Source organism: Streptomyces kronopolitis (assembly GCF_014646275.1).
In the GTDB taxonomy this organism is placed as follows: domain Bacteria; phylum Actinomycetota; class Actinomycetes; order Streptomycetales; family Streptomycetaceae; genus Streptomyces; species Streptomyces kronopolitis.
Genome location: NZ_BMND01000031.1, coordinates 46,918 through 73,333, shown reverse-complemented (window position 1 = coordinate 73,333; position 26,416 = coordinate 46,918). Strand labels below are relative to the sequence as shown.

The 26,416-nt window shown below is 73.1% G+C and carries 20 protein-coding genes and 1 pseudogene; 4 read left to right on the top strand and 17 right to left on the bottom strand.

Annotated elements, in window-relative coordinates; all coding sequences use genetic code 11:
- Positions 1-197: 197 nt before the first annotated feature.
- Together tmk and topA are read right to left on the bottom strand one after the other, a co-directional pair.
- Complete coding sequence (gene tmk, locus IEY78_RS26805; protein ID WP_189102507.1) at positions 198-3,557, bottom strand: dTMP kinase; 3,360 nt, start codon at positions 3,555-3,557, stop codon at positions 198-200.
- 152 nt (positions 3,558-3,709) lie between these two features.
- Complete coding sequence (gene topA, locus IEY78_RS26800) at positions 3,710-6,544, bottom strand: type I DNA topoisomerase (protein ID WP_189102505.1); 2,835 nt, start codon at positions 6,542-6,544, stop codon at positions 3,710-3,712.
- Positions 6,545-7,051: 507 nt separating this feature from the next.
- Here topA and IEY78_RS26795 point away from each other — a divergent pair.
- Entirely contained in the window at positions 7,052-7,648 is a 597-nt protein-coding gene (locus IEY78_RS26795; RefSeq protein ID WP_189102503.1) for a hypothetical protein, read from the top strand.
- Positions 7,645-8,085: a DUF2752 domain-containing protein gene (locus IEY78_RS26790; RefSeq protein ID WP_189102501.1), complete on the top strand. Its 441-nt coding sequence runs from the start codon at positions 7,645-7,647 to the stop codon at positions 8,083-8,085. The genes IEY78_RS26795 and IEY78_RS26790 overlap by 4 nt, the downstream gene beginning before the upstream one ends.
- Before the next feature lie 54 nt (positions 8,086-8,139).
- Here the strand turns inward: IEY78_RS26790 and IEY78_RS26785 are convergent, their stop codons facing one another.
- From IEY78_RS26785 to bldG, 7 genes are all read right to left on the bottom strand, one after another.
- Entirely contained in the window at positions 8,140-8,544 is a 405-nt protein-coding gene (locus IEY78_RS26785; RefSeq protein ID WP_189102499.1) for a hypothetical protein, read from the bottom strand.
- A gap of 232 nt (positions 8,545-8,776) precedes the next feature.
- Positions 8,777-8,974, bottom strand: a complete 198-nt coding sequence (locus IEY78_RS26780) for a hypothetical protein (protein ID WP_189102497.1) — start codon at positions 8,972-8,974, stop codon at positions 8,777-8,779.
- A 91-nt stretch (positions 8,975-9,065) separates the two neighbouring features.
- A complete protein-coding gene (locus IEY78_RS26775) occupies positions 9,066-10,604 on the bottom strand; it encodes a DUF7059 domain-containing protein (protein ID WP_189102495.1) in 1,539 nt (512 codons plus the stop codon).
- A 139-nt stretch (positions 10,605-10,743) separates the two neighbouring features.
- Positions 10,744-11,328, bottom strand: coding sequence for a small secreted protein (locus tag IEY78_RS26770; RefSeq protein ID WP_189102493.1), 585 nt, complete (start codon positions 11,326-11,328; stop codon positions 10,744-10,746).
- A 218-nt stretch (positions 11,329-11,546) separates the two neighbouring features.
- Positions 11,547-13,952: a sodium-translocating pyrophosphatase gene (locus tag IEY78_RS26765; RefSeq protein ID WP_189102491.1), complete on the bottom strand. Its 2,406-nt coding sequence runs from the start codon at positions 13,950-13,952 to the stop codon at positions 11,547-11,549.
- Positions 13,953-14,839: 887 nt separating this feature from the next.
- Positions 14,840-15,283 (bottom strand): ATP-binding protein, encoded by a 444-nt coding sequence (locus tag IEY78_RS26760; RefSeq protein WP_189102489.1) that lies wholly within the window; start codon positions 15,281-15,283, stop codon positions 14,840-14,842.
- Positions 15,284-15,395: 112 nt separating this feature from the next.
- Positions 15,396-15,737, bottom strand: coding sequence for an anti-sigma factor antagonist BldG (bldG, locus tag IEY78_RS26755; protein ID WP_018089983.1), 342 nt, complete (start codon positions 15,735-15,737; stop codon positions 15,396-15,398).
- Positions 15,738-15,899: 162 nt separating this feature from the next.
- Between bldG and sftH the strand changes: the two genes are divergently transcribed.
- A complete protein-coding gene (sftH, locus tag IEY78_RS26750) occupies positions 15,900-18,263 on the top strand; it encodes a DEAD/DEAH box helicase (RefSeq protein WP_229700195.1) in 2,364 nt (787 codons plus the stop codon).
- Between the two features lie 285 nt (positions 18,264-18,548).
- Here sftH and IEY78_RS26745 read toward each other — a convergent pair.
- The 7 genes and pseudogenes from IEY78_RS26745 to ssd form a co-directional block, all read right to left on the bottom strand.
- Positions 18,549-18,821, bottom strand: a pseudogene (locus tag IEY78_RS26745) (Rv3654c family TadE-like protein); the annotation flags it as partial.
- Positions 18,799-19,194 (bottom strand): TadE family type IV pilus minor pilin, encoded by a 396-nt coding sequence (locus IEY78_RS26740; RefSeq protein ID WP_189102487.1) that lies wholly within the window; start codon positions 19,192-19,194, stop codon positions 18,799-18,801. The pseudogene IEY78_RS26745 and the gene IEY78_RS26740, both read right to left, overlap by 23 nt.
- The gene (locus tag IEY78_RS26735; RefSeq protein ID WP_373294254.1) at positions 19,181-19,372 is read right to left on the bottom strand and encodes a DUF4244 domain-containing protein; all 192 of its coding nucleotides are present in this window, start codon (positions 19,370-19,372) and stop codon (positions 19,181-19,183) included. Before IEY78_RS26735 ends, IEY78_RS26740 begins: the two co-directional genes overlap by 14 nt.
- Positions 19,373-19,661: 289 nt before the next feature.
- Complete coding sequence (locus IEY78_RS26730) at positions 19,662-20,345, bottom strand: type II secretion system F family protein (RefSeq protein WP_308426938.1); 684 nt, start codon at positions 20,343-20,345, stop codon at positions 19,662-19,664.
- Between the two features lie 169 nt (positions 20,346-20,514).
- Positions 20,515-21,411 carry a type II secretion system F family protein gene (locus IEY78_RS26725; protein ID WP_189102519.1) on the bottom strand — a complete coding sequence of 299 codons (897 nt, stop codon included), beginning with the start codon at positions 21,409-21,411 and terminating at the stop codon, positions 20,515-20,517.
- Between the two features lie 23 nt (positions 21,412-21,434).
- Positions 21,435-22,601, bottom strand: coding sequence for a TadA family conjugal transfer-associated ATPase (locus tag IEY78_RS26720; RefSeq protein WP_189102485.1), 1,167 nt, complete (start codon positions 22,599-22,601; stop codon positions 21,435-21,437).
- A complete protein-coding gene (gene ssd, locus IEY78_RS26715; protein ID WP_189102483.1) occupies positions 22,598-23,782 on the bottom strand; it encodes a septum site-determining protein Ssd in 1,185 nt (394 codons plus the stop codon). Before ssd ends, IEY78_RS26720 begins: the two co-directional genes overlap by 4 nt.
- Before the next feature lie 458 nt (positions 23,783-24,240).
- Here ssd and IEY78_RS26710 point away from each other — a divergent pair, with 458 nt between their 5' ends.
- A complete protein-coding gene (locus IEY78_RS26710) occupies positions 24,241-25,146 on the top strand; it encodes an HAD family hydrolase (protein WP_189102482.1) in 906 nt (301 codons plus the stop codon).
- A 366-nt stretch (positions 25,147-25,512) separates the two neighbouring features.
- On the opposite strand, the gene IEY78_RS26705 is transcribed toward IEY78_RS26710, so the two are convergent.
- The gene (locus IEY78_RS26705) at positions 25,513-26,370 is read right to left on the bottom strand and encodes a Fic family protein (protein WP_189102480.1); all 858 of its coding nucleotides are present in this window, start codon (positions 26,368-26,370) and stop codon (positions 25,513-25,515) included.
- Positions 26,371-26,416 lie beyond the last annotated feature (46 nt).

Here is a 26,416-nt window from a genome sequence, read left to right as displayed (position 1 = left end):
GTGTGCGGAGTGCGCCCGCGCCGGCCGCGCACACCACGCTTTTCTCCGCGCCCGACCCATTGTGGTGCACCCCACTGACAAACGGCCCCGGGACCCGGCGCCGGACGACCCGGCGGCCGCGTGTGCGGGAGCGGAAACGGCCGTGGGCGCAGCCCGAAAGCTGCGCCCACGGCCGAGGGCGGGCGTCCGGGCCGGTGCTAGCGGCGCCGTCCCCGGCCATCGCGGCGGCCGTTGCCGCCCGCGTTGCCGTCGGACCCGTCGTCCGCTTCGTCGTCGTGCTCGCCCAGCAGTTCGTCGGCGAGCGACGGCAGATCGTCCAGCGGGGTCTCCTCCGCCCATTCGGGGCGGGGGCGGCTGCGCTGCGCGGGCTCGACGGGGTGGCCCGTCGCCGGGTCGATCTGCGGGAGTTCACGGGTGCGCTCCACCCGCGACTCGGCCGGGGTGCCGGACCGGTGCCCCGATGCCGCGGCGTGCCCGGTCTCCGGCGCCCCTTCCGCTCCCGGCGTCTCCTTGCGGAACATCCACGACGGCACGCGGTCGGCGGGGTCGCCCTCCCGGTCGTCCCGGCGGCCCGCGGTGCCGCTCTTGCCGGCGTCCCGTACGGGCGGCAGAACGGCGGTCTCCTCCGCGTCCGTGCCGGCCCCGCGGCCGTCCCGGGAATCCCGGGTGTCCCCTACGGAGGGCAGCACAGCGGTCTCGTCCGCCGCGCCGGACGGGTGCCCGCCCTGCGCCTCGGGCCACGACAGGGCCTCGGTGCGCTCGGCGTCCGTGCCGGAGCCGGCCGCGGGCTCCTCGGGCGCGCTCTCCGCCAGCCGCTTGCGCAGATCGGCGACCGGCGTCTCCGCGGTGGGGGCGTCCGCCGCCTCGTCCGCGGCCCGGGCCTCGGCCGCCGCCCTGGCCTCCGCGGCGGCCGCCTCCTCGGCTGCCGCCCGCCGCGCCTCCTCGGCACGGACCAGGGCCGCCTCGGCCTTGCGCTGCTTCTCCAGGCGGCGCTCCTCCGCCTCCTTGCGCAGCCGCGCCTCTTCCTCGTGCTGCTTGCGCAGCCGCTCCTGCTCGGCCTCGCGGGCGCGCTCCTCGGCCTCGCGGCGCTGCCGCTCCTCCTCCGCGGCCTGCCGGGCCTCCTCGGCGCGCTTGCGGGCCTCCTCGGCCTGCCGGGCCTCCTCGCGCGCCCTGGCCTCCTCGGCCTCGCGGCGCTTGCGCTCCTCCTCCTCGGCGCGCAGCTTGGCGAGCTGCTCCTGGCGCTCGCGCTCCAGGCGCTCCTCCTCCGCCTTGCGCGCGGCCTCCTCCTCGGCCTTGCGGCGGGCCTCCTCCTCGGCGGCCTTGCGGGCCTCGGCCTGCGCCTGGATCTCGGCCTCGGACAGCGGGAGGACCTGGTCGAGGCGGTGCCGTACGACGGTGGTGACGGCCTCCGGCTCCTGCCCGGCGTCGACGACCAGATAGCGCGCGGGGTCGGCGGCGGCCAGCGTCAGGAAGCCGGACCGCACCCGCTGGTGGAACTCGGCGGGCTCGGACTCCAGCCGGTCCGGTGCCTCGGTGAAGCGCTCCCGCGCGGTCTCCGGGGAGATGTCGAGCAGCACCGTCAGATGGGGGACGAGGCCGTCGGTGGCCCAGCGCGAGATCCGGGCGATCTCCGTGGGCGCGAGGTTGCGCCCGGCGCCCTGGTAGGCGACCGAGGAGTCGATGTACCGGTCGGTGAGCACGACCGCGCCGCGCTCCAGGGCGGGCCGGATGACGCTGTTGACGTGCTCGGCGCGGTCGGCGGCGAACATCAGCGCCTCCGCACGGTCCGAGAGCCCGGACGTCGAGACGTCCAGGATGATCGAGCGCAGGCGCTTGCCGATCGCGGTGGCGCCCGGCTCGCGGGTCACCACGACCTCGTGGCCCTTGCCGCGGATCCACTCCGCGAGCGCCTCGGCCTGGGTGGACTTGCCGGCGCCGTCGCCGCCTTCGAGGGCGAGGAAGAAGCCGGTGGGGGCGGGCGCCTGGGCCGGGTCACCGCCGCGCAGGGCCTCCCGCAGGTCGCGCCGCAGCGGCACGCCCTGCCGGTCGTCGACCTTGCCGAGCACCAGGGCGGCGACCGGCAGCAGCAGCGCGCCGGCCAGCATCAGGGTGTAGGCGGCGCCGCCGTAGGCGAAGTCGAAGGTGCCGTCGCCGAGGTGGTGCGGGCCGATGACGGCCGCGAGCAGCGGCGCCACGATGGCGGCCACCGCGACCGAGAGGCGGACGACGGCGTGCAGGTGCTCGGTGGTGCGGGCGGTGCGGGACTCCTCGGACTCCTGGTCCAGCAGGACGTGCCCCGTATTGGCGGCGATGCCGGCGCACACACCGGCCAGCAGCGCGAGCACCAGCACCGTCGTCGGGTCCGGGACCAGCCCCATGGCCAGCAGCGCCAGGCCCGTGGCGGCCACCGCGAGGGCGAGCAGCCGGCGCCGGGAGAGGGCGGGCAGGACGCGGTGCGCGGCGCGGATGCCGACGACCGTGCCGCCGGTCAGCGCGAGCACCAGCAGCGCGAAGGTGGCCGGTCCGCCGGCCAGGTCGTAGCCGTGCAGGACGGCGAGCGCGACGGCGGCGGCGATCGCGGCGGCCACCGCGGCGCAGGTCGTCACCAGCAGCGGGATCACGCCGGTGCGGCCCTTGTCGGCGGCCGCCCGGGCGGTGCCCGGCTCGGCGTTCTCGCCCGGGGCCGGCTGTCCGGTCCTCGCTCCCGTGGCACGCGGGCGGCGCAGCCCCTCCAGGGGGGAGCGCGGCCGCGGCGTCTGCACACCGGGGAGTTCGATGAAGTAGAGGATCGATACGGAGGCGGCGAACAGGCCGGCGGCGACATACGAGCCGAGCGCGGCCTGGTGCATGTGGAACCAGTCGATGCCGATGCCCAGCAGCTTGCTGACGAGGGTGACGACCACGAGTGCGGCGGCCGCGATCGGCAGCGAGACGAAGCCGGTGCGCAGCGAGAGGCGCCGCAGGGCGTCCATGTTGTCCGGGAGCGGCCGGACGGCGGCGCCCTCGGGGGGCGGCGCGGGCAGCAGCCCGGGGGCCGCGCTCTCCCGCGCGACGGTCCAGAAGCGTTCGGCGACGCCGATGACGAACACCGTCACCAGCAGCCAGGCCAGCGCGTCGCTCGGCGTCCAGTTGATCCACAGGGGCGCGATCACCAGCAGCGCGAGCCGCAGCAGATCCGCGCCGATCATCGTCCAGCGCCGGTCCAGCGGCCCCGAGGGCGCGGTGAGCGCGGACAGCGGGCCCAGCAGGACGGCCCCGAAGAGCAGCGTCGACAGCATCCGGGCGGCGAAGACCGCGGTGACCGCGAGCGCGGCACCCCGATAACCACCGCCGAAGACGGGCTCGCCGCCCAGCGGTACGTACAACGCCGCCTGAAGGGCGAGGAGTACCAGGACAAGCATGGACAGGGCATCGCCGATGCCCCCGACGAACTGGGCACTCCACAATCGCTTCAGTGGGGGGAAGCGGAGCAGGGCTCGCACGGCGCGCTCGCGGGAATCCGCTGCTAGGGCGCCTGAAGTGGGGGTCACGACCGTTGGCTGCTCGGCACGCGTCATCTCGCCAGCCTATCGGGACACCCCACGCCGTCGAGCGGCCGCCCGAACAAATGGGCGGACCCGACGGAAGGAATCCGTCGGGTCCGCCTCTGTCCTGCGGTTTTGCCACCGGGCGACCGTCCTGGCCTGACCTGACCCGGCCGCGCGGTCGGCTAGTCCTCGGCCGGCGCCGCCGTCTTCTTGGCCGCCGCGGTCTTCGCGGTGGCCTTCTTGGCGGTCGTCTTCTTGGCCGTGGTGGTCTTCTTCGCCGCGGTCTTCTTGGCCGCCGTCTTCTTCGCGGCCGTCTTCTTGGCCGGCGCCTTCTTGGCCGCCTTCTTGGCGGTCTTCTTCGCCGGCCCCTTGGCGCGCTTCTCCGCCAGCAGCTCGTAGCCGCGCTCGGCGGTGACCGTCTCGACGTCGTCGTCCCGCCGCAGGGTCGCGTTGGTCTCGCCGTCGGTCACATACGCGCCGAACCGGCCGTCCTTGACCACCACCGGCTTGCCGCTGACCGGGTCCGTGCCCAGCTCCTTCAGCGGCGGCTTGGCGGCGGCCCGGCCGCGCTGCTTGGGCTGGGCGTAGATCGCCAGCGCCTCCTCGACGGTGATCGTGAAGAGCTGCTCCTCGCCCTCCAGGGAGCGCGAGTCGGTGCCCTTCTTCAGATACGGGCCGTAGCGGCCGTTCTGCGCGGTGATCTCCACGCCCTCGGGGTCCTTGCCGACGACGCGCGGCAGCGACATCAGCTTGAGCGCGTCCGCCAGGGTCACGGTGTCCAGGGACATCGACTTGAAGAGCGAGGCGGTGCGCGGCTTGACCGCGTTCTTGCCCGTCTTCGGGGTGCCCTCGGGCAGGATCTCGGTGACGTAGGGGCCGTAGCGGCCGTCCTTGGCGACGATCTGGTGGCCGCTGTCCGGGTCCATGCCCAGCTCGAAGTCGCCGCTCGGCTTGGCGAGCAGCTCCTCCGCGTACTCCACGGTCAGCTCGTCGGGCGCCAGGTCGTCGGGGACGTCGGCGCGCTGGTGGCCCTCGGCGTCCTTCTCCCCGCGCTCGACGTACGGGCCGTAGCGGCCGACCCGCAGCTTGATGTCGTCGCTGACCGGGAAGGACGAGATCTCCCGGGCGTCGATCGCGCCCAGGTCCTCGACCAGCTCCTTCAGACCGCCGAGATGGTCGCCGTCGCCGTTGCCGGCATCCGAGGCGGCACCCTCGGCGTCGCCCTCGCCGTAGTAGAAGCGCCGCAGCCACGGCACGGACTGCGCCTCACCGCGCGCGATGCGGTCGAGGTCGTCCTCCATCCTGGCGGTGAAGTCGTAGTCGACCAGCCGGCCGAAGTGCTTCTCCAGGAGGTTGACCACCGCGAACGACAGGAACGACGGGACGAGCGCGGTGCCCTTCTTGAAGACGTAGCCGCGGTCGAGGATCGTGCCGATGATCGACGCGTACGTCGACGGGCGGCCGATCTCACGCTCCTCCAGCTCCTTGACCAGCGTGGCCTCGGTGTAGCGGGCGGGCGGCTTGGTGGCGTGCCCGTCGGCGGTGATCTCCTGCGCGGCCAGCGCGTCGCCCTCGGCGACCTGCGGCAGCCGGCGCTCGCGGTCGTCCAGCTCGGCGTTCGGGTCGTCGGCGCCCTCCACATAGGCCTTGAGGAAGCCGTGGAAGGTGATGGTCTTGCCGGACGCGCTGAACTCGGCGTCCCGGCCGTCGGCGGCCCGGCCACCGATCTTGACGGTGACGGAGTTGCCGGTCGCGTCCTTCATCTGGGAGGCGACGGTCCGCTTCCAGATCAGCTCGTAGAGCTTGAACTGATCGCCGGTCAGACCGGTCTCGGCCGGGGTGCGGAAGCGGTCGCCGGAGGGGCGGATCGCCTCGTGCGCCTCCTGGGCGTTCTTGACCTTGCCCGCGTAGGTGCGCGGCTTGTCCGGGAGGTAGCTCGCGCCGTACAGCTGCGTCACCTGCGCCCGGGCCGCGGCGACCGCGGTGTCCGAGAGCGTGGTGGAGTCCGTACGCATATAGGTGATGAAGCCGTTCTCGTACAGCTTCTGCGCCACCTGCATCGTGGACTTCGCGCCGAAGCCGAGCTTGCGGCTGGCCTCCTGCTGGAGGGTGGTCGTCCGGAACGGGGCGTACGGCGAGCGGCGGTAGGGCTTGGACTCGACCGAGCGGACCGCGAAGTCGGTGTGCTCCAGGGCGGCGGCGAGCGCGCGGGCGTTCGCCTCGTCCAGATGGAGCACGTCGTTCTTGAGCTGCCCGTTGGGACCGAAGTCACGGCCCTGGGCGATACGGCGGCCGTCGACGCTGTTCAGGCGGGCGGTCAGCACCGACGGGTCGCTGGCGTCGCCGGCCCGGCCGGTGGCGAAGGTGCCGGTCAGGTCCCAGTACTCGGCGGAACGGAACGCGATGCGCTCGCGCTCCCGCTCGACGACGAGACGGGTCGCGACGGACTGCACGCGGCCGGCCGACAGCCGGGGCATGACCTTCTTCCACAGGACCGGCGAGACCTCGTAGCCGTAGAGGCGGTCGAGGATCCGGCGGGTCTCCTGGGCGTCGACCAGCTTCTGGTTCAGATCGCGCGGATTGGCCACCGCCTCGCGGATCGCGTCCTTGGTGATCTCGTGGAAGACCATCCGGTGGACGGGGACCTTGGGCTTGAGGATCTCCTGGAGGTGCCAGGCGATGGCCTCGCCCTCCCGGTCCTCATCTGTGGCGAGATAGAGCTCATCGGACTCGGCCAGCAGCTCCTTGAGCTTCTTGACCTGGTCCTTCTTATCGCTGTTGACGACGTAGATCGGCTGGAAGTCGGCGTCGACGTTCACGCCGAGGCGGGCCCAGGGCTCGCCCTTGTACTTCGCGGGGACCTCTGCGGCGCCGTTGGGCAGGTCACGGATGTGCCCGACGCTGGCCTCGACCACGTAGCCAGGGCCGAGATAGCCCTTGATCGTCTTTGCCTTGGCAGGCGACTCGACGATGACGAGTCGACGGCCGCCGCCTGTGGTCTCGCTGGTCGGGGACAACTTCGCTCTTCTCTCCGGTCGACGCTGGGAATACCCCCCGGTCGGACGTTGGGGGCGCACTGCGGTGACGCTTGACGCTGCGGAGTGTGACGGTACCTCCCGGCCCCGTGTCAAACGGAAAAACCCCGCAACGCCACTCGAACGGTAACCCGACTACATGCCTTCATGCCGCACGGACCGCACCAGGCGTTCGCCGCGGGCCGGGAACGGGCCCGGTGGATCATGGCGGGCCCGCGCCGCTTCCCGGCGCCCACCTCGGACGACTTCCCGCGAGGCCGCGGTCCGGGCACCACCGGTGATCTCACACAGTGACGAATCCCCGGCACGGTCCCCGCCCGCCCGGCGCCGCGGCCCGTGCCGTCCGCGGGCCGCGGACCGTCACCGGGCGGCACCGAATGCCGTCATTGCCTTGATACAGCATGTGAGCGGGCTGGCAGGATGGACACGGCACGGCTCGCCGTTCGAGCCGAGTACGGCCGTCGTCACACACCCTCGGGGGGACCACTCATGGCGCAGCAGTACCCCGGACCGCCACCGGAACAGCCGCCCGGCCAGAACCCATACGCCGCACCGGACGGCGGCGCGCCCTCCGGCTCCGGCTACGGCTTCCCGCAGGGCGGCGGCCCCGGGGAGCCGGGATACGGCTTCCCGCAGTCCCCCGCGCAGCCGCCGCCCGGCTACGGCGCCCCGCACGCCGGCGCGCAGCCGCCGCCCGCACCGGGCTTCGCACCCGGCGGCCACCAGGGCGGTGCGCAGCCCGGCGGGATGATGCTGTCGCTCGGCGACATCGCGGTCAGCGGTGACACGATCATGACGCCCGCGGGGCCGATGCCGCTGCGGGGCGCGGTGTGGACGGCGACGGACATGTCGCGGACCGAGGAGCGGATGCCGACGCACGCGGTCGTGCTCGCCATCGTCTTCTTCCTCTTCTGTCTGCTCGGTCTGCTCTTCCTGCTGATGAAGGAGCGGGTGACGACCGGATTTGTGCAGGTCACGGTGAACAGCGGCGGCCGGCACCACTCCACGATGATCCCGGTGCAGTCCCGCGAGCAGGTCATGTACGTGCTCAACCAGGTCAACTACGCCAGGTCGCTGAGCGTGTGAGTCCCGAGGAGCCGTGGGGTCCCGCCGAGCCCGCGGGGCCCACGGGGGCGGCGGTGCGCCGGCGCACCCTGCGCGTCGCGGCGCTGGCGCTCGGCCTAGGCGTCCCCGCCGGCGTCTATCTCTGGCACACCGATCCGCACCGGCCGGGTCAGCTGCTGCTCCCCTGCCCGTTCAAATGGGCCACCGGGCTGCTGTGCCCGGTATGCGGCGGGACGCGGATGGCGTACGACCTGATGCACGGCGAGGTGGCGCGGGCCTTCCACGACAACGCCGTGCTGCTGACGCTGGGCGTGCCGGTGGCGGCGTACGCCGTCGCCCGCTGGCTGGGCGCCGGGCTGGCCGGGCGCACGTACCGGCCGCGGGTGACCGGCCGCGGCAATGCCGTGGTGCTCGGCATTGCCGCGGTGTGGATGGTCGCCCGCAATCTCGTCGGCTAGGACGCGCCGACGGAGCGGACGGGGGCGGTCCGGCCGTGACCGGACCGTCCGGGGTCAGCGGACGGTGACCTTGACCACCGGCGAGACGGTGGTGCCGGCGCCGATGCGGAGCTGGTTGACGCCCTTGAGGCCGAGCTTGACCCGCACCGAGTAGGCGCCCTTGGAGTTGACCGGCGACTGCGCGGGCAGCGAGACCCACTTGGTGCCCTGCTTCTGCTGGACGGTGACCTTGGTGCCGGCCTTGATGCCCTTGGCGGCACCGGAGATCCGGAACTCCTGCCAGGCGTTGACCGTCGTCGCGCTGGCCTTGGCCGTCAGGCTGGCGGCGGCCGGCGCGGCGGCCACGACCGCGGCGGGCGTGTGGAGCTGCTGCGGCGCGGCGAAGGCCGCGGCGGAGCCGCCGGCGAGCAGGGAGACGGCGATGACGCCGACGGTGGCGTAGCGAAGTGCACGGTTCATCTGAGTTCCTCACTGATGGGGTCGGTGCGCCTGCCGGTCCGATGGCCGTGGGCCGGCCGACCGGCCTGTGGAGACCTTCACTGAGGAACATGAGTGACAGCACCGGAAAGTTCCCTCGAACCGCCACAGATCGGCCAACTACGACAGAACTGGCCTGAAGTGAATGTCGTGCCTCGTCAGAGCCGTGGAGCGCGAGGCCGTCGCACGGCGGCCGGAGCCCGGCGGGCGGCGGCTACAGGGCCGCCAGCAGCCAGCAGCCCGTGACGAGGAACGCCACCCCGCACAGCAGCGCCGTCGCGGTGGCGACCGGACGGCTCACACCGTCGGCGACCGGCGCACCGGTCCGCAGGCACACGCCCGTCCACGCCAGCAGTCCGCCGCCGAACAGCGCGAACGCGGCACCGGCGAAGGCCTCGGGTCCACTCTCCATGCGGGGAGCGTGGCACGCCGGGGCGGCCACCGGGCGAACGCCGGGTGAACGACTTCCGCGTGTCCCGCACCCCTGCCTCCGCCCGCCCTCGTCAGCCGCTCGCCGCCACCGGCTCCAGGAACCCCTGCCCGATCAGCATCCGGATCGTGGCCGGGGTGCGGTCGCGCAGCAGGACCGGGTCCTCGCCGACGAGTTGGGCGATGGCGTCCAGGATCCGCCCGGCGGGCAGCGTGCCGTCGCTCACCCCGGCGAAGCCCGCGCCGACCGTGTCCACCTTCGCCGCCCGCCGCATACCGCGGTTCTGACGCAGCACCACGTGCTCCGGGTCCTCCGCCCCGGGGGGCCCGACCTGCTCCTGCACCACCCCGTCGGTGAGCCGGAAATGGGCGGCCAGCAGCGCCGCGTCGTCCGTGTCGCGCAGGTAGTCCTGGCGGGCGAAGTGTCCGACGACCGACTCCCCCAGGGGCTGCTCGACCGGATGCGGCCATTCCTCGACCGTGATCGAGGGAGTGTCCGCCCCGGACTTGCGCAGCGTGATCCAGCCGAAGCCGACGGCCTTGGTCTTGTGCGCCTCGAACTCGTCGAGCCAGGCGTCGTACCGCGCGGCGTACGTCTCGTCACCGGCGCGGTGGTCCCCCGCGTCCCGCAGCCACAGCTCGGCGTACTGGGTGATGTCCTGCACCTCGCGCTGCACGATCCAGGCGTCGCAGCCGCGCGGCACCCACGAGCGCAGCCGGTCCTGCCACTCCTCGCCCGCCACATGCTGCCAGTTGGCCAGCAGCTGGCAGTACCCGCCGTCGTTGAGCCGCGCGGCCGCCTGCTGGACGAGCGTGCGGCACAGGTCGTCGCCGCCCATGCCGCCGTCGCGGTAGGTCAGCCGGGCGCCCGGCGAGATCACGAATGGGGGGTTGGACACGATCAGGTCGTAGGTCTCCTCCCCGACGGGCTCGAACAGCGAGCCCTCCCGCAGATCCGCCGGCCGGGCTCCGGAGAGCGCCAGCGTGAGCGCGGTGATCCGCAGCGCCCGGGGGTTGAGGTCGGTGGCGGTGACCCGGGTCGCGTGCTGCGCGGCGTGCAGCGCCTGGATGCCGGAGCCCGTACCGAGATCGAGGGCACTGGCGACCGGGCGGCGCACGGTGATGCCGGCCAGGGTCGTGGAGGCGCCGCCGACGCCGAGCACCAGCTCGGCGCGGTCCGCGTCCCCGGCGCCCCGGATGCCGCCGGCACCGCCGACCGCGCACCCCGGGTCGGAGACGATCCACCAGTCCTGCCCCTCGGGACCGCCGTACGGACGGACGTCCACACTGGCGCGCAGTTCCTCGCCGTCCCGCACCAGCCAGCCGTCGGCGAGGCAGTCCGCGACCGGCAGCGCGGCCTGTGCCCGCGCCGGCGCCACCGGACGCTGCAGCAGGAACAGCCGCACCAGGGTCTCCAGCGGGCCGTCGCCGCGCGTCGCCCGCAGCGCGGGGACGGTCTCGCTGCGCGCCAGCGCGGCATAGGCCGGGGCGCCGAGCAGCTCCAGCAGCCCGTCGGCGGTGAAGTCGGCGGCCAGCAGCGCCTCGCGCAGCCGGGTGGTGCGGGCGGTGCTCTCGGGGTCCTGGGCATCTGCGGTGGGGAGGTGCGTACTCACGCCTCCATTGTCGGCCCTGCCACCGACAATCGGCGACGGCCCGGCGCCGCGTCCCTTCCGGGCGCGTCGCCGGGCCGTCCCGGGCGGTGGCGGAGCCGCGTGCGCGCGGTCCGCCGTCCCCTGCCGCTGCTGCCGACCGCTAGGACTTCTTGGACTGCGTCGGGGCCGGGGAGCCGGACGCGGCCGGGTTCTGACAGCCCTTCTGGGCGGCCATCGCCGTGCCGACGTCGCCGGCCTCGAGGTTCTTGAAGGCGGCCTCGCTCTGCTTGTTGAGCTTGTTGATGCCGTTGGAGAGGTCGCGCAGACCGTCCGCGAACTTGAGCTTGTCCGAGGTGTCCAGCTTGTTGACCTGCTTCTGGAGGTCGGCGTACCCCTTGGACAGCGAGTTGAGTTCCTTGACCGCGTTCTGCTGGGCCGTCTTGCCCTGGTCGGTGGGCGGCGGCCCGGCCTTCTCCAGGGACTTGGCCAGCGAGGCGTACGCCTGGGAGATCTTCTGGAACGCCGCCGAGTCTGTCTGCTGCACCTTCTTGGAGTCGGTGCTGCCGTTGTCGGCCGTCTGCATGGCGCCGTTGGCGTCCTGGATCTGCTTGAACTGAGCCTGCGCAGGGTCGCAGAAACTCTTCGCCCAGTCGTTGAGCTTCTTGTTGCCGTCGTCGCTGCAGCCGGTCAGCGCGAGCACCAGTGCCGCACCGCCGGACAGTGCAGCCACAAGCTTCTTGTTCACCGGATTGGTCCCTTCCATGGCTCTCGGCCCCGGAACATACACGTCCAAAGGGCCTCGGCATCGGGTCGGCCATCGCGGCCCGTCCTCATTGCAGCCATTTGCACCAAGCGCCGCAGGGCCACCCGGGCACACGGAAGGCGGGTGGCCGGCGTCGGTAAAAAACGCCGTCCACCCGCCCAGTTGAGCGGTCCGCGCGCCCTTTCGGTGGTCCCTTCCGGCTAGGAAGCCACCACCGTCTTGGCCGATTTGGCGATGCCTTCGGGGTCTTCGGAGTTGTCTTCGTCACCCACGGCGATTCCGCGCCGCTTGGAGACGTAGACCGCGCCGACGATGACGGCGATCGCCAGCAGCGCGACCACCAGCCGCACCCCGTCGCTCTTGTCCTGCCCGTACGAGAACTTCACCACAGCGGGTGCGATCAGCAGCGCCACCAGGTTCATGACCTTCAGCAGCGGGTTGATCGCCGGGCCCGCGGTGTCCTTGAACGGGTCGCCCACGGTGTCCCCGATGACCGTCGCGGCGTGCGCCTCACTGCCCTTGCCGCCGTGGTGGCCGTCCTCGACGAGCTTCTTGGCGTTGTCCCACGCACCACCGGAGTTGGCGAGGAAGACGGCCATCAGCGTGCCGGTGCCGATCGCACCGGCCAGGAACGAGCCGAGCGCGCCGACGCCGAGCGCGAAGCCGACCGCGATGGGGGTGAGCACCGCCAGCAGCCCGGGAGTGGCGAGCTCACGCAACGCGTCCTTGGTGCAGATGTCGACCACCCGGCCGTACTCGGGCGTCTCGGTGTAATCCATGATCCCGGGGTGCTCGCGGAACTGCCGGCGCACCTCGAAGACGACCGCGCCCGCCGACCGCGACACCGCGTTGATCGCCAGCCCCGAGAACAGGAAGACGACCGAGGCGCCGAGGATCAGCCCGACCAGGTTGTTGGGCTGCGAGATGTCCAGGCTCAGGCCCATGTCGTTGGCGGCCGTGCCGACGCCGCGGACGGCGGTGGCGATGGCGTCCCGGTAGGAGCCGAAGAGCGCGGCCGCGGCCAGTACGGCCGTCGCGATCGCGATGCCCTTGGTGATGGCCTTGGTGGTGTTGCCGACCGCGTCCAGGTCGGTGAGCACCTGCGCGCCGTCACCGGTGACGTCCCCGGACATCTCCGCGATGCCCTGGGCGTTGTCGGAGACCGGGCCGAAGGTGTCCATCGCCACGATCACGCCGACGGTGGTCAGCAGGCCGGTACCGGCCAGCGCGACCGCGAACAGCGCCAGCATGATGGAGGCCCCGCCCAGCAGGTACGCCCCGTAGACGGCCAGTCCGATCAGCACCGCCGAGTAGACGGCCGACTCCAGACCGATCGAGATGCCGGAGAGCACGACCGTGGCCGGGCCGGTCAGCGAGGTCTTGCCGATGTCCCGCACGGGACGCCGGCTGGTCTCGGTGAAGTAGCCGGTCAGCTGCTGGATCAGCGCGGCCAGCACGATGCCGATGGCGACCGCCACCAGCGCCAGCATCCGCGGGTCGCCGGTCCGGCTCAGGATGTCGGTGTCGGTGACACCGCTCAGGTCCCCGTAGCTGGACGGCAGGTAGGTGAAGACCGCGACGGCCACCAGGACCAGCGAGATGCCCGCGGAGACGAAGAACCCGCGGTTGATCGCCGTCATGCCGCTGCGGTCGCGGCGCCGCGGCGCGACGACGAAGATGCCGACCATCGCGGTGAGCACCCCGATCGCCGGGACCAGCAGCGGGAAGGCGAGCCCGGCGTCGCCGAACGCGGCCATGCCGAGGATGAGGGCGGCGACCAGGGTCACCGCGTACGACTCGAAGAGGTCGGCGGCCATACCAGCGCAGTCACCGACGTTGTCGCCCACGTTGTCCGCGATGGTCGCGGCGTTGCGCGGGTCGTCCTCGGGGATGCCCTGCTCGACCTTGCCGACGAGGTCCGCGCCGACGTCCGCGGCCTTGGTGAAGATGCCGCCGCCGACCCTCATGAACATCGCGATCAGCGCGGCACCGAGGCCGAAGCCCTCCAGCACCTTGGGCGCGTCGACCGCGTAGACGAGCACCACGCACGACGCGCCGAGCAGGCCCAGCCCCACGGTGAACATGCCGACGACGCCACCGGTACGGAATGCGATCTTCATCGCCTTGTGGGAGACGGCCGTAAGATCCTTTTTCCCGTTGTCCCCCTCCCCCGGAGTGGCTTCCCGGGCGGCCGCGGCCACGCGCACATTGCTGCGCACCGCGAGCCACATGCCGATATAGCCGGTGGCCGCCGAGAATCCGGCGCCGATCAAGAAGAAGGCGCTGCGTCCGGCGCGCTGCGTCCAATTGTCCGCGGGCAGCAGCATGAGCAGGAAGAACACCACGACGGCGAATACGCCGAGGGTCCGCAACTGCCGCGCCAGGTAGGCATTTGCGCCTTCCTGCACGGCCGCCGCGATCTTCTTCATACTGTCGGTTCCCTCACCGGCCGCGAGCACTTGGCGGACCAGCACCGCCGCGACAGCCAGCGCCGCCAGGGCGACCACGGCGATCGCCAGCACGAGGGCGCGGTTGCCCGTCGTGAGAGACGGCCCGGCCAGAAAAGTGGGGGTGTCAAGCAACTGAGGGGTGTAAGGCCCCGCCATTCGTCCTCCTTGACGTTTGGCACATGGGCGCGCGGAAGCACGCTCAGGCGTCCTGAGCAAGATGTGGACGGATTGTAGGGAGCCACGGTTGATCAAAACAGTGCGCGTCAAAGGGAATTCGCCGGTAGCGGCGAAGATCAAAAGGCCGACGCCGCTCAGAATTCGCCCGGACGAAGGAATGCGGTGAATTCACTGACCGCCGCCCGATGATCTCTCTGTCGTACTGATCATTCACGGCCGGGGTACTGATCGCCGCTGCTCAAGGACGCCGCCCGGGAAACCCGAGCCGGACGAGGCCGGCGTGACACCGGAGAGAATTGATCGGCCCGTCTACGGCTGAACGGGTGGCCCACCACGCGCACACCGTCCCGCGCCGGCCGGTGAAGGAACATCAGATCAAGTCCGGATCACGTCGCATGGGGGTGGCGTGACGCGGGGCAGGGTGCCGGGCGGGCCGGGGGCGTGTCGGGCTGCCTGGGGGCTCGTGCCGCGGTCGTGGGGACGGGGTGGCCGGGCGCTGCGGTGTCCGGCTCTCTGGAGGGCTCCCTGGAAGGCTCGTGCCCGGTCGGGCGGCAGCCTGGCGCTGTGCGGCACGGGGTCGCTTGTGGGACGGCGGGAGGCCTTGACGAGGCTCTTGAGCCGCGGGCGTACGGAGCGCGGGCACGGCTGGTCAGCCCGGCCGGGGCGGGGGGTGGGTGCCAGAGGTGGGTGGCAGCGGCCGTGACGGCTTCTGCCACGCGGGCTCGTGGGCTCGGGTGACGGTGGCTCGCTGGGTGGCTCGTGGGCTCGGGAAGGCGGTGGCCCGCCGGATGGCTCGGGAAGGCCGCCCGCGGCCCTCAGGGCGCTCTGCGGGCACGCTCGGGCGGTACGGGTCCGTCGCGGCGGGACTAGCCGCCCTGCGGCAGGACCGCTGCCGTCGTCGTGGGCCAGGTCATGCGGATCATTCCGCCGTCCTTGCCGGCGGTGACCTCGACGTCGTCGACCAGCCCGCTGATGACCGCGAGGCCCATCTCGTCCTCGCCCTCGGCGTCGCTCTCCGCGGCGCCCTGGGCCGCACCGTTCTCGTGCGCACCGGAGTCGCCGTTCACCCCGTCGCCCACCTCGATCGAGAACTTCTTCTCGTCCTCGATCAGCAGGACCCGGACCGGCGAGTTGATGTCATGGCTCTCGTGCAGCCCCACGGCGCGGCTGCACGCCTCACCGACGGCGAGCCGCACCTCGTCCAGCACGGCCTCGTCCACCCCGGCGCGCCGTGCCACGGCAGCCGCGACCAGACGCGCGGTGCGGACATGCTCGGGAAGGGCGCTGAATCGAAGTTCGACGGTGGCCATGCCATCCCCCTCGTTATGCGGGCGTGCGACGCAGGGGGCCGGACACGACGTCCGGTACCCCCCACTGCTTCCTCCCCCCGCGCCGTGCGGGCACGGGGGTCCGGTGAAACCGTCAGTCGGTAGCGGAGACGGCTTCCTCGACCGAGGTGTGAATCGGGAACACCTTGGTCAGACCGGTGATACGGAAGATCTTGAGAATGCGCTCCTGGTTGCAGACCAGGCGCAGCGAGCCCTCATGGGCACGCACCCGCTTGAGTCCGCCGACCAGCACGCCGAGCCCAGTGGAGTCGAGGAAGTCGACACGTTCCATGTCCACCACGAGGTGGTAGCTTCCGTCGTTCACAAGCTCGACCAGCTGCTCGCGCAGCTTGGGCGCGGTGTATACATCAATCTCGCCACCGACCTCGACGACCGTACGGTCGCCAACGGTCCGGGTCGACAGGGACAGGTCCACGGATCCTCCAGCACCTTGCTATCGAGCGGTCGCCCCCCTGGGGCCTCCCCACCGACGGTAGGGGCGGATCTGGCAGCCGCGATGGCATTCAATCACTTACCGGCAGGCGTGCACGACGCCCTTTGAGCATTGTCCGTCACTCCGGTGACACACTCGGTGCCGATGGCCTCCAATCCCGTCCCGCCGGATGCGGGCGCGCGCCCTTCCCCAGGCATGATTCTCGAACGTCTCGCCCGGGGTGCGACCCGCGCTGCGCGCATCACTCATACGGAGCACTTGCCCCCGCGCATCGGCAGCCATGCCGACTGGCCGGAACAGATCCGGCCGGAAGTGATCGATGCCATCCGCTCGGCCGGAATCGATCGTCCCTGGGCCCACCAGGCACGGACATCCGAACACGCGGTGCGCGGCGAATCGGTCGTCGTCGCCACCGGGACCGCGTCGGGGAAGTCGCTGGCCTATCTCGCGCCGGTCCTCTCCACGCTCCTGGACGGTTCCGAGGCCCCGAACGGCAGGGGGGCCACGGCTCTGTATCTGGCCCCCACGAAGGCGCTGGCGGCTGATCAGCGGCGCGCGGTGCGCGAACTGGCCACCCCGCTGGGCACGGCCGTGCGGCCCGCGGTCTACGACGGTGACACCCCCGTCGAGGAGCGCGAATGGGTCCGCCAGTACGCCAACTACGTGCTGACCAACCCCGACATGCTGCACAGCGGCATCCTGCCGTCGCACCCGCGCTGGTCCTCCTTCCTGCGCGCGCTGCGCTATGTCGTCATCGACGAATGCCACAGCTACCGCGGCGTCTTCGGCTCGCATGTCGCGCAGATCGTCCGCCGGCTGCGCCGGATCTGTGCCCGCTACGGCTCCGATCCGGTCTTTCTGCTGGCCTCCGCGACCGCCGCCGAGCCGGGGCCGGCCGCGACCCGGCTCACCGGTCTGCCCGTGGTGGAAATCACGGAGGACACCTCGCCGCGCGGCGAGTTGGTCTTCGCGCTGTGGGAGCCGCCGCTGACCGAACTGCACGGCGAGCAGGGCGCCCCGGTCCGCCGCACCGCCACCGCCGAGACCGCGGACCTGCTCACCGATCTCGCCGTCCAGGGCGTGCGCAGCGTCGCGTTCGTCCGCTCCCGGCGCGGCGCCGAGCTGATCGCCCTGATCGCGCAGGAGCGGCTCGCGGAGGTGGACCGTTCGCTGCCCGGACGGGTCGCCGCCTACCGGGGCGGCTATCTGCCCGAGGAGCGTCGCGCCCTGGAACGCGCGCTGCACAACGGCGATCTGCTCGGACTGGCCGCCACCACCGCGCTCGAACTGGGCGTGGACGTCTCCGGGCTGGACGCCGTGGTCATCGCCGGCTATCCGGGGACCCGGGCCTCGCTGTGGCAGCAGGCCGGGCGGGCGGGCCGCTCCGGGCAGGGCGCGCTCGCCGTGCTCGTGGCCCGCGACGACCCGCTGGACACCTATCTGGTCCACCATCCCGAGGCGCTCTTCGACCAGCCCGTGGAGAGCACCGTCCTCGACCCCGACAACCCCTACGTGCTCGCCCCGCACCTCTGCGCGGCCGCCTCCGAAATCCCGCTCACCGAAGGGGATTTCGCCCTCTTCGGCACCGCGGCCGCCGGTCTGATGCCCCAGCTGGAGGCCGCCGGCCTGCTGCGCCGGCGCGCCCGGGCCTGGCACTGGACGCGCCGGGAGCGGGCCGCCGACCTCGCCGACATCCGCGGTCAGGGCGGCTCGCCGGTGCAGGTCGTGGAAGCCGGGACCGGCCGGCTGCTGGGCACCGTGGACGCCGCCGCCGCGCACACCACCGTCCACGACGGCGCGGTCCACCTCCACCAGGGGCGCAGCTATGTCGTCAAGCAACTCGACCTGGACGACGATGTGGCGCTCGTCGAGGAGGCCAGCCCGCCCTATTCCACGACCGCCCGCGACACCACCGCCATCTCCGTCCTGGAGACCGACACCGAGATCCCCTGGGGCGATGCCCGGCTGTGCTTCGGCTCCGTCGAGGTCACCAATCAGGTCGTCTCCTTCCTGCGCCGGAAGCTGATCACCGGCGAGGTGCTGGGCGAGACCAAGCTCGATCTGCCGCCCCGTACGCTGCGCACCCGCGCGGTGTGGTGGACGGTCACCGAGGACCAGCTCGACGCCGCCCGCGTGAACCCCGAGCAGCTGGGCGGCGCCCTGCACGCCGCGGAGCACGCCTCCATCGGCATGCTGCCGCTCTTCGCCACCTGCGACCGCTGGGACATCGGCGGTGTCTCCGTGCCGCTGCACCCGGACACCCTGCTGCCGACCGTCTTCGTCTACGACGGCCACCCGGGCGGCGCCGGATTCGCCGAACGCGCCTTCCACACGGCCGCCGACTGGCTCACCGCCACCCGGGACGCCATCGCCGCCTGCGAATGCGAGGCGGGCTGCCCTTCCTGCATCCAGTCCCCCAAGTGCGGCAACGGCAATGACCCGCTCCACAAACGGGGAGCCGTGCGGCTCCTGGGCGAACTGCTGCGCGGGGCGCCGAAGGAGGCGTAGCGGGTGTGGGAGGCGTAGAGGGCGTACGGGGCGCTGCGAGAGACGCGGCGGAGGCCGCGGGAGACCTGGCGGGGGCCGTAGGCGGCGCCCGGGCTGTCGCGTGGCGCGCGGCGGGTGGACCGCAACAGGCCGTGGGCGGCCCGCGAGCGCCGTGGAGACACCGGCCGGCGCAGCCGGGCCCGCGGGGTGCCCTCCACCGGCCCGCCCCGGGGGCGGTTGCCCCGCCGGGCCGGCCCGGGCGCGTACCCGGGAGGTGAACGGCGGGCCGCCCGCCTCGGCCGAGACATCCGCGATCTGGCCGTCCACCGCGCAGCGCACCAGGACGGCGTGCTGCGCCGCAGCGACCCGGCGCGCGGCCGCACAGGCCTCGGCCGACCCCTGCAGAGCGCGATCCGCCGCGGCCAGTGCCGCCAGGTCCGCCGCGCCACCCGCCCGGTGCCGCGCCGCGACGGCCTGCCCCACTCCCATCAGGGCGACGAAGACCGCGCAGAGCGCCGCCGCGGCGACGACCGTCCAGACCGTCGCCGAGCCCTCGTCACCGCACCGTCTCCTCCGCAAGAGCCACCGCCTCTCCGTCGACCCGCACCGTCAGCCGCGCCACTCCGGGCACCTGTGCCTCGACCCGTACGCGCACCAGATCGCCCTCCCGTGCCACCGCGACGTGCGCGTCCCGAGGGGCCGCGCCCCGCGCCGCCGAGATCACCTCCGACGGCGTCTCCGAACGCGCCGCGGCACGTGCTCCGGCCCGTGCCGCGTCCAGGCACTCGATGCGGGCGCAGGCTGCCATCAGCCCCCAGATCAGCGCCGCCACCACGACGACCAGCACGGGGAGGACCACCGCGGTCTCCGCCGTCGCGAATCCGGCGTCGCGGGTCCTAGTCGGGACGCCCCGAGCCCGGGGGCGCGGGGCGCCGCGCTCAGAACTGGACATTGATCGCCCGCTCGATCACCGACCGCAGCAGCGCCTGCACCGGTCCGCTCGTCACGACCTTGTAGAGCACCGCCGCCAGGGCGCACGCCGCGAGCGTCCCCACGGCGTACTCGGCCGTGGTCATCCCCCGGTCGTCGGCCCCAATCCTGCGCCACCGCGCCCACCACCGCCGGACCACTCCGCTCCGGACCACTCCACGCCCGGCCATTCCGCTCCGGACCATTCCACTGCGCACCATGTCCATCCCCCTCGGGAAGTCGTCTGCTGATGAATGTCTGCTGATGAGCTGTTGTCGCCTGCTCAGGGCCGGTCGCCTGTCGATGAGTTGGTGAGGAGGCGTGGGCCGGGTGGCCACCCGGCCCGGGGGCGCCTACTCCTGTGGTCACGGCCCCTCGCCGTCTGACCGACCCGGCCCGGCCGGGTCCGGTCCCGTCTCCGCTGCCTTCGAACTCGCCGCCCTCCTCCGCTCAGTTGCGCCCCAGGAGCCCGCTCGCCAGTCCGATCAGTACCGGCGTCACTCCGAGCACCAGGAACGCCGGCAGGAAGCACGCCGACAGCGGGACGGTGACCAGCACCCCGGCCCGCCGGGCCCGGGCGACCGCCGACCGGGCCTGTTCCGCACGGAGTTCGGCGGCGGTCCGGGAGGCCGACTCGACGGCCGGCACCCCGGATATCCCCGCGCGCTCCATACAGCGCGCCAGCCCTTCCGCACCGGGGAGTTCGGCCAGTCGAGGCCATACGGCCGCCGGTTCACCGCCCAGGCGCAGCTCCGCCGCCACCTGGCGCAGCCGCTCCGCCACCGGCCCGTCGAGCGACCGGCCCACCGCCTCGGCCGATTCCCGCGGCCCGGCTCCCGCGGCGAGGCAGGCCGCCAGCAGATCGCCGGCCGGTGCCAGCGCCGCCCGTACCTCCGCTGCCACCCGCCGCGCCGACTCCGCACCCCGTCGGCGGGCCAGGGCGCGGTGCGCTCCCCAGCCCACGGCGAGTCCTGCCAGGGCTCCGCCCGCGCCACCGACGAGGATGAACATCAGGACGGCGGCACCCGCAGGTCCGGCCCACTCGCTCGGTCGACCGTGCGCGGCGTCCTTCGCGGCCGCGGCCCGGCGGCGCCAGGGGGCACGGGCCGGCGCGCCGGGCCGGGCTCCGTCCACCCCATGTCGGTCCGAACGGGCGGCTGCCCACAACGCCGAGACCCGTCGCCTCACGGCCCGTCCACGGCGTGCCTCCCGCAGCAGTGCCGCGGCGCAGAGCATCGCCGTCATCGCCGCAACCGTCATCCCCACCCTGTGGACAACTTCTGCGCTCATCTCCACCCCCTCCTCAAGCCCCTTCCGCGGCCGCGACGATCCGGGCCGTCCAGACCACTCCGCCCCATTCCAGGAGGCCGCCGATCACCAGACAGCCCCACCCGGCAGGGGTGTGCAGCAGCACCCGCAGCGGGTCGGCGCCGAGTGCGCTGCCCATCAGGAGTCCGCCGACGGGCAACAGGGCGAGCATCAGCGCGGTGGCCCGGGGCCCCGCCAACTGCGCCCGCAGCTCGTCGCGTTGCTCGCGCTGGGCACGCAGGCCGGAGGCGATCCGCTCCAGTCCGCAGGCCAGTCCCGCGCCGCCCTCCACCGCCACCTGCCAGCACGCGGCCATCCCGGTCAGCCCCTCGGCCCCCGGCAGCCGTCCCGCCGCACGCAACGCCCGGGGGACATCCCCGCCGTACCGCGCCGCGGCGGTCACGTCCGAACCCGCCGCTCCCAGCCCCGGAGCACCCGCGGCGAGCAGGGCCTGGGCGGGCTGCCGCCCGGCCCGCAGCTCCCCCGCCACCGCCGCGCACAGCGTGATCACCGCGGCGGCCCGCCGGTCGCGCGCCTGCACCGCTCCACGGGCGACCAGCCACCGCCTGACCAGGAACGCCGCCGCCACGGAAGCCAGCGGCGGAAGCACGGACCCGCCCAGCACCCCCAGCACCAGCCCGGCCGGCAGACACCACAGCTCCCGCCCGACGTCCCCCAGGGGCCCCAGGCGCCACCGCCGCCCTGCGTCTCCCTCGACCACCCGCTCTGCGCACCACGTCCGCACCTCCTGGCCCCGCAGCCGGGCCCGCCACCCCACTGCCGCGTCCCTCTCCCCGGGCGCCCCGAACAGCGCCCGGGCCCGCCGCCGTACGTCGTCCGGCCGTCCCCCGGCCAGCCGGCCCGCGGCTCCCGCGCAGAGCGCCGCGGCCATCAGCGCCGCCCCGCCGGCCGCGCTCACCGGAACCCGCCCCCGCCCCGCTCGCACAGCCCCATCAACCGCCCCCAGCCGGGGGCCTCCTGGAACCCGGCGGGGCTGCGGACGGCGGCCGGTACGGTCACCACGAAGCCGTCGCGATCCCGCTCCAGGACATGGATCTCGGCGATCCGGCGCCGGCCGCCCCGGTCCCGCACGACATGCAGGACGACGGAGACCCCGGCCGCCAACTGGCTGTGCAGCGCGGCACGGTCCAGGCCCGCGGTCGAGCCGAGGGCCTCCAGGCGCGCCGGGACGTCGGCCGCGGCGTTGGCGTGGACCGTGCCGCAGCCGCCCTCGTGCCCCGTGTTGAGGGCCGCCAGCAGGTCCGTGACCTCGGGGCCGCGCACCTCGCCGACCACCAGCCGGTCGGGGCGCATCCGCAGCGCCTGCCGTACGAGGTCCCGCAGCGTCACCCGGCCGACGCCCTCCTGATTGGCGGGCCGGGTCTCCAGGCGCACCACATGGGGGTGGTCGGGACGCAGCTCCGCCGAGTCCTCGGCCAGGACGATCCGTTCGTCCGGGCCGACCAGGCCGAGGAGGGTGCTGAGCAAGGTGGTCTTGCCGGCCCCCGTCCCTCCGCTGATCAGAAAGGACAGCCGGGCCGCCAGGAGCGCTCGGAGCAGCCGGTCGCCGCCCGGCGGGACCGTGCCGGCCGCCACCAGGTCCGCGAGGCCGAAGGCCCGTGGCCGCAGCACCCGCAGGGACAGGCAGGTCCCGGCCACCGCCACCGGGGGCAGCACGGCGTGCAGCCGGGTGCCGTCCGGCAGCCGGGCATCCACCCATGGCCGCGCGTCGTCCAGCCGCCGGCCCGCCACGGCCGCCAGCCGCTGGGCGAGTCTGCGCACCTCCGCCGCGTCCCGGAAGCGGACGTCCGTGCGCTCCAGTCCGCCGCCGCGGTCGACCCACACCTCGTCCGGCGCCGTGACCAGGACGTCCGTGACATCGGGCGCGGCCAGCAGCGGCTCCAGTGGGCCGCTGCCCACCATCTCCGAGCGCAGCACGGCCACCACGCCCAGCACCTCGGCGTCCCCCAGGAGCCGCCCCTGCTCGCGCAGCGCCAGCGCCACCCGCGCCGGCGTCGGCTCCGCCCCGTCCGCCGCGAGCCGCCGGCGTACCGCCTCCAGCAGGTCCTGGTTCTGGCTCATGCCCGGCCCCCGTCGCAGGGCGCCGGCGCCCGCTCCGGCCCGGGACCGCCGCCCGGGCCGCCGCCCGGGCCGCCGCCGTCCCCGCTCTCCGCCACCCGTTCCCAGAACCCCGCGCAGAACCGCGCCAGCGGACCGCGCGGCTGCGCCCCCGGCGGCACCCCGCGGGCGAGATCCGCCGACAGCCCCGCCTCCCACGGCACTTCACCGGCCAGCGGCAGCCCCATCAGTCGGGCGATCTCGTCCGGTGGCAGGCCGTTCCCGTGGCGTCCGGGGGCTTCGCAGGCCACCACCCGCACATCGCCGAGCACCCGCTGCACGCCGGAGGCCACCCGCTGGGCGGCCGCGACCGCGCGCAGCTCCGTGGGGACGAGCAGCAGTCCCATGTCCACCTGGGCCAGGGCCTCCGCGGCCGCCTCGTCGACCCTGCGCGGCAGGTCCACCACCACGACCCCGCCGCGCCGGCGCGCCGCCGCCATGACCGCGCGCATGGCCGGCGGCGGGATGACGACATCGGAGTCCCGGTCCCAGCTGAGGACCCGCAGCGAGTGCAGTCGCGGCAGCGACTCGGCCAGGGCGCCGCAGGCCACCCGGCCGCGCGATTCGGCGAAGGCGGGCCAGCGCAGGCCCTTTTCCTTCTCCCCGCCCAGCAGGACGTCCAGCCCGCCGCCCAGCGGATCCCCGTCGACGAGCAGGGTGCGCCGGCCGGTCCGGGCCGCGGTGAGGGCAAGCGCACCGGCCAGGGTGCTCGCCCCGGCGCCGCCGCGGCCGCCGATGACGCCGACGGTCAGGGCCGGCGGCCCGACGCCCTCGACGGCGTCGGCGATCCGGTCGACCAGCCAGCGCTCGCCGTCGGGCAGCGCGAGCACGCGCTCCGCCCCGAGGGCGACGGCTCGGCGCCACAGGTCCGGATCGTCCTCGTCGCGGCCCGCCAGCAGGACGCCCGCCCTGCGTGGGGCACCGCGCAGGCGGTGGGAGCAGTCCACGCCGACGATCACCAGGGGCGGTGCCTCCCACTCCCCTTTGCGGGCCGGCAGCCCGTGCGCCACTTCGGGCAGTGCCCCGGCCGCCGCACACAGCCGCACAAGATCGTCGAGGAGTTTCTCGTCCTCGGTGACGATCAGCGGCCCGCCCAGCTCGCCGCCGCTTCCCACCGGTTGTTCCGATGGCTTGAATCCGGCCACGTTCCGTCCCCCTATCGCTACGCGGCTCGCACATCGGCGAACTCGCGGACATTCACCGTGCAGCGATCGGGAAAATCTTGTGGATCTTGAAGAAAATCTGTGGACACCGCCCCGGCTGTGAATATCCCTGTCACCTATTCCGGCGAGGAACGGCCGCTTCCGGGTGCCCGATGGGTGTTCCGCAGAGCATCCCGGCAACTACGGTGTGTGAGGAATCAGGGGCGTCATGGCCCAGGCCGCCGCACGGCGCCGGAAGAGAAGTGGATCTGCGTCCGATGACGAGAAATGCGTCCGGACATGCGACGACCCCCGCCGGGGGGGAGAGCGGGGGTCGTCCCCACGGCCGACTCGGGGGGGGAGGAGCCGGACCGGGTTAGCACGGTCGCGAACGATCCGTGACTTCCATGGTGTACCCGAGAGCCTTCTCAGGCAAACCCACGCGCCACACCTTACGCCGAATGGTGGGCGCCTATGCTCGCCCCGTGGAAAACCACTCCGTGCCTCACTCGAGTCCCCGTACTGCCGCGTTCTTCGACTTGGACAAGACCGTCATTGCAAAGTCGAGCACGCTGACCTTCAGCAAGTCGTTCTACCAAGGCGGCCTGATCAATCGGCGGGCCGTACTGCGCACCGCGTACGCCCAGTTCGTGTTCCTGGCGGGCGGCGCCGACCACGATCAGATGGAGCGAATGCGGGAGTATCTCTCCTCCCTGTGCCGCGGCTGGGACGTGGCACAGGTGCGGGAGATCGTCGCCGAGACACTGCACGATCTGATCGACCCCATCATTTACGACGAGGCGGCCTCGCTCATCGAGGAGCACCACGCCGCGGGCCGGGATGTCGTGATCGTGTCCACCTCGGGCGCCGAGGTCGTCGAACCGATCGGTGAACTCCTGGGCGCGGACCGGGTGGTGGCCACCCGCATGGTCGTCGGCGAGGACGGCCGCTTCACCGGCGAGGTGGAGTATTACGCCTATGGCCCGACCAAGGCGGAGGCCGTCCGGGAACTCGCCGAATCCGAGGGCTACGACCTCGCGCGCTGTTATGCGTACAGCGATTCGGCGACCGATGTCCCGATGCTCTCGGCGGTCGGCCACCCGTGTGCGGTCAATCCGGACCGGGCGCTGCGCCGCGAGGCGACCGCGCGCGGCTGGCCGGTTCTCTCCTTCCACCGCCCGGTCCCGCTCAAGCAGCGGCTGCCGTCGCTGTCGATGCCCTCCCGGCCGGCGCTCGCCGTCATGGCCGCGGCGGGCGCGGCCGTCGCCACCGCGACGCTTGTCTGGTACACCAGCCGCCGGAAATCCACAAAGCCCCGTCTCGCCTCCATTGCCCGAGGTCCGCTGGCCCGCGCCGAGCGCGTTTGACGTCAAACGTAAAGATCTGCGAAGCAGGGTTCCGCTTGACTCACCCGAGGAGTACAAAGGACTTAACGGCCCGCGAGACCAAGGACATCCGAGAGGAACGCCTTTAACGCAGGAAGTGGCCCACGGACCGATGCATGAAAGCCAGGCACCCACGCGACGCCGACCCGTCGATTACGGGCCAGCCGCACCAGGTAACCGGACGAAGATTCCGACCTGATGGGCACATTTTCGAGCACGCATGGTAACCCGGCGGACATGCCAGCGGCGGTACCACCCATTGGTACCGCCGCAACCCTGTTCAGGGACGAATGAGGCAACGCTTCCGGAATTCCCGGGCACCGGCCCGGACTTTTCCGTCCGCCCTCGTTATGCCGCGCCGCGCTGCAGCGCCTCGCAGACCGCGGTGCTCTCCCGGACGCCGAGTTCCACGGCCCGTCCGCAGTGCGCGATCCACGCAGCGACGCCCTCCGGGGTGCCCGAGACGTAGCCCTCCAGGGCGGCGACATACGCCGCGCGGCCCAGCTCGGCGTGTCCGACCTCGGCGGGGCAGATCGACTTCGGGTCCAGCCCGCTCCCGACCAGAACGATCCGCTCCGCGGCGCGGGCGATCAGCCCGTTGCAGGAGACGAACGGCCGCAGCGCGAGCAGTTCGCCGTGCACCACCGCCGCGGTCACCAGGGCGGGCGCCCGGGTGCCGGCGAGCAGCATCCGCGACAGCCCGTCGAGCCGTCCGGCGACCTCGTCGGAGTCCGGCAGCGGCAGTTCTACGAGCGGTTCGTCCACCGGTTCGCCGGCCAGCCGGGGCCGCCCCACCGTCTCGTCGGCCGACTCGCCGCCGGCCGCCACCAGATGGAGCCGCGCCAGCACCCGCAGGGGGGACTGCCGCCACACGCTGAGCAGCTGGCCGGACTCGGCCGTCAGCCGCAGGGCCGCGCCGACCGTCCGCGGCTCGCCGTCGACGCCGAAGTCGGTGCGGCGACGGACCTCTTCGAGCGCCCAGTCGGCTCCCGAGAGGGCAGCGGAACCACGCGCTCCGCGCAGTGCCGCCTCGGAGGTGACCTCGTTGCTGCGGCGTCGCATGACCCGGTGCCCGTAGACGCGGTCCACGCCCTTGCGCACCGATTCCACGGAGTCGGCGACGCCCGGGAGCGAGGCCAGGGTCGCGAGCGGGTCGTCGCTCGCTCGGGGGGGTGCGGGGGAGGTTCCCCGGGAGATTCCAGCCATGACCACGACCCTACGCACCACCGGGCCGCACCCCTCGAAGGAGTGG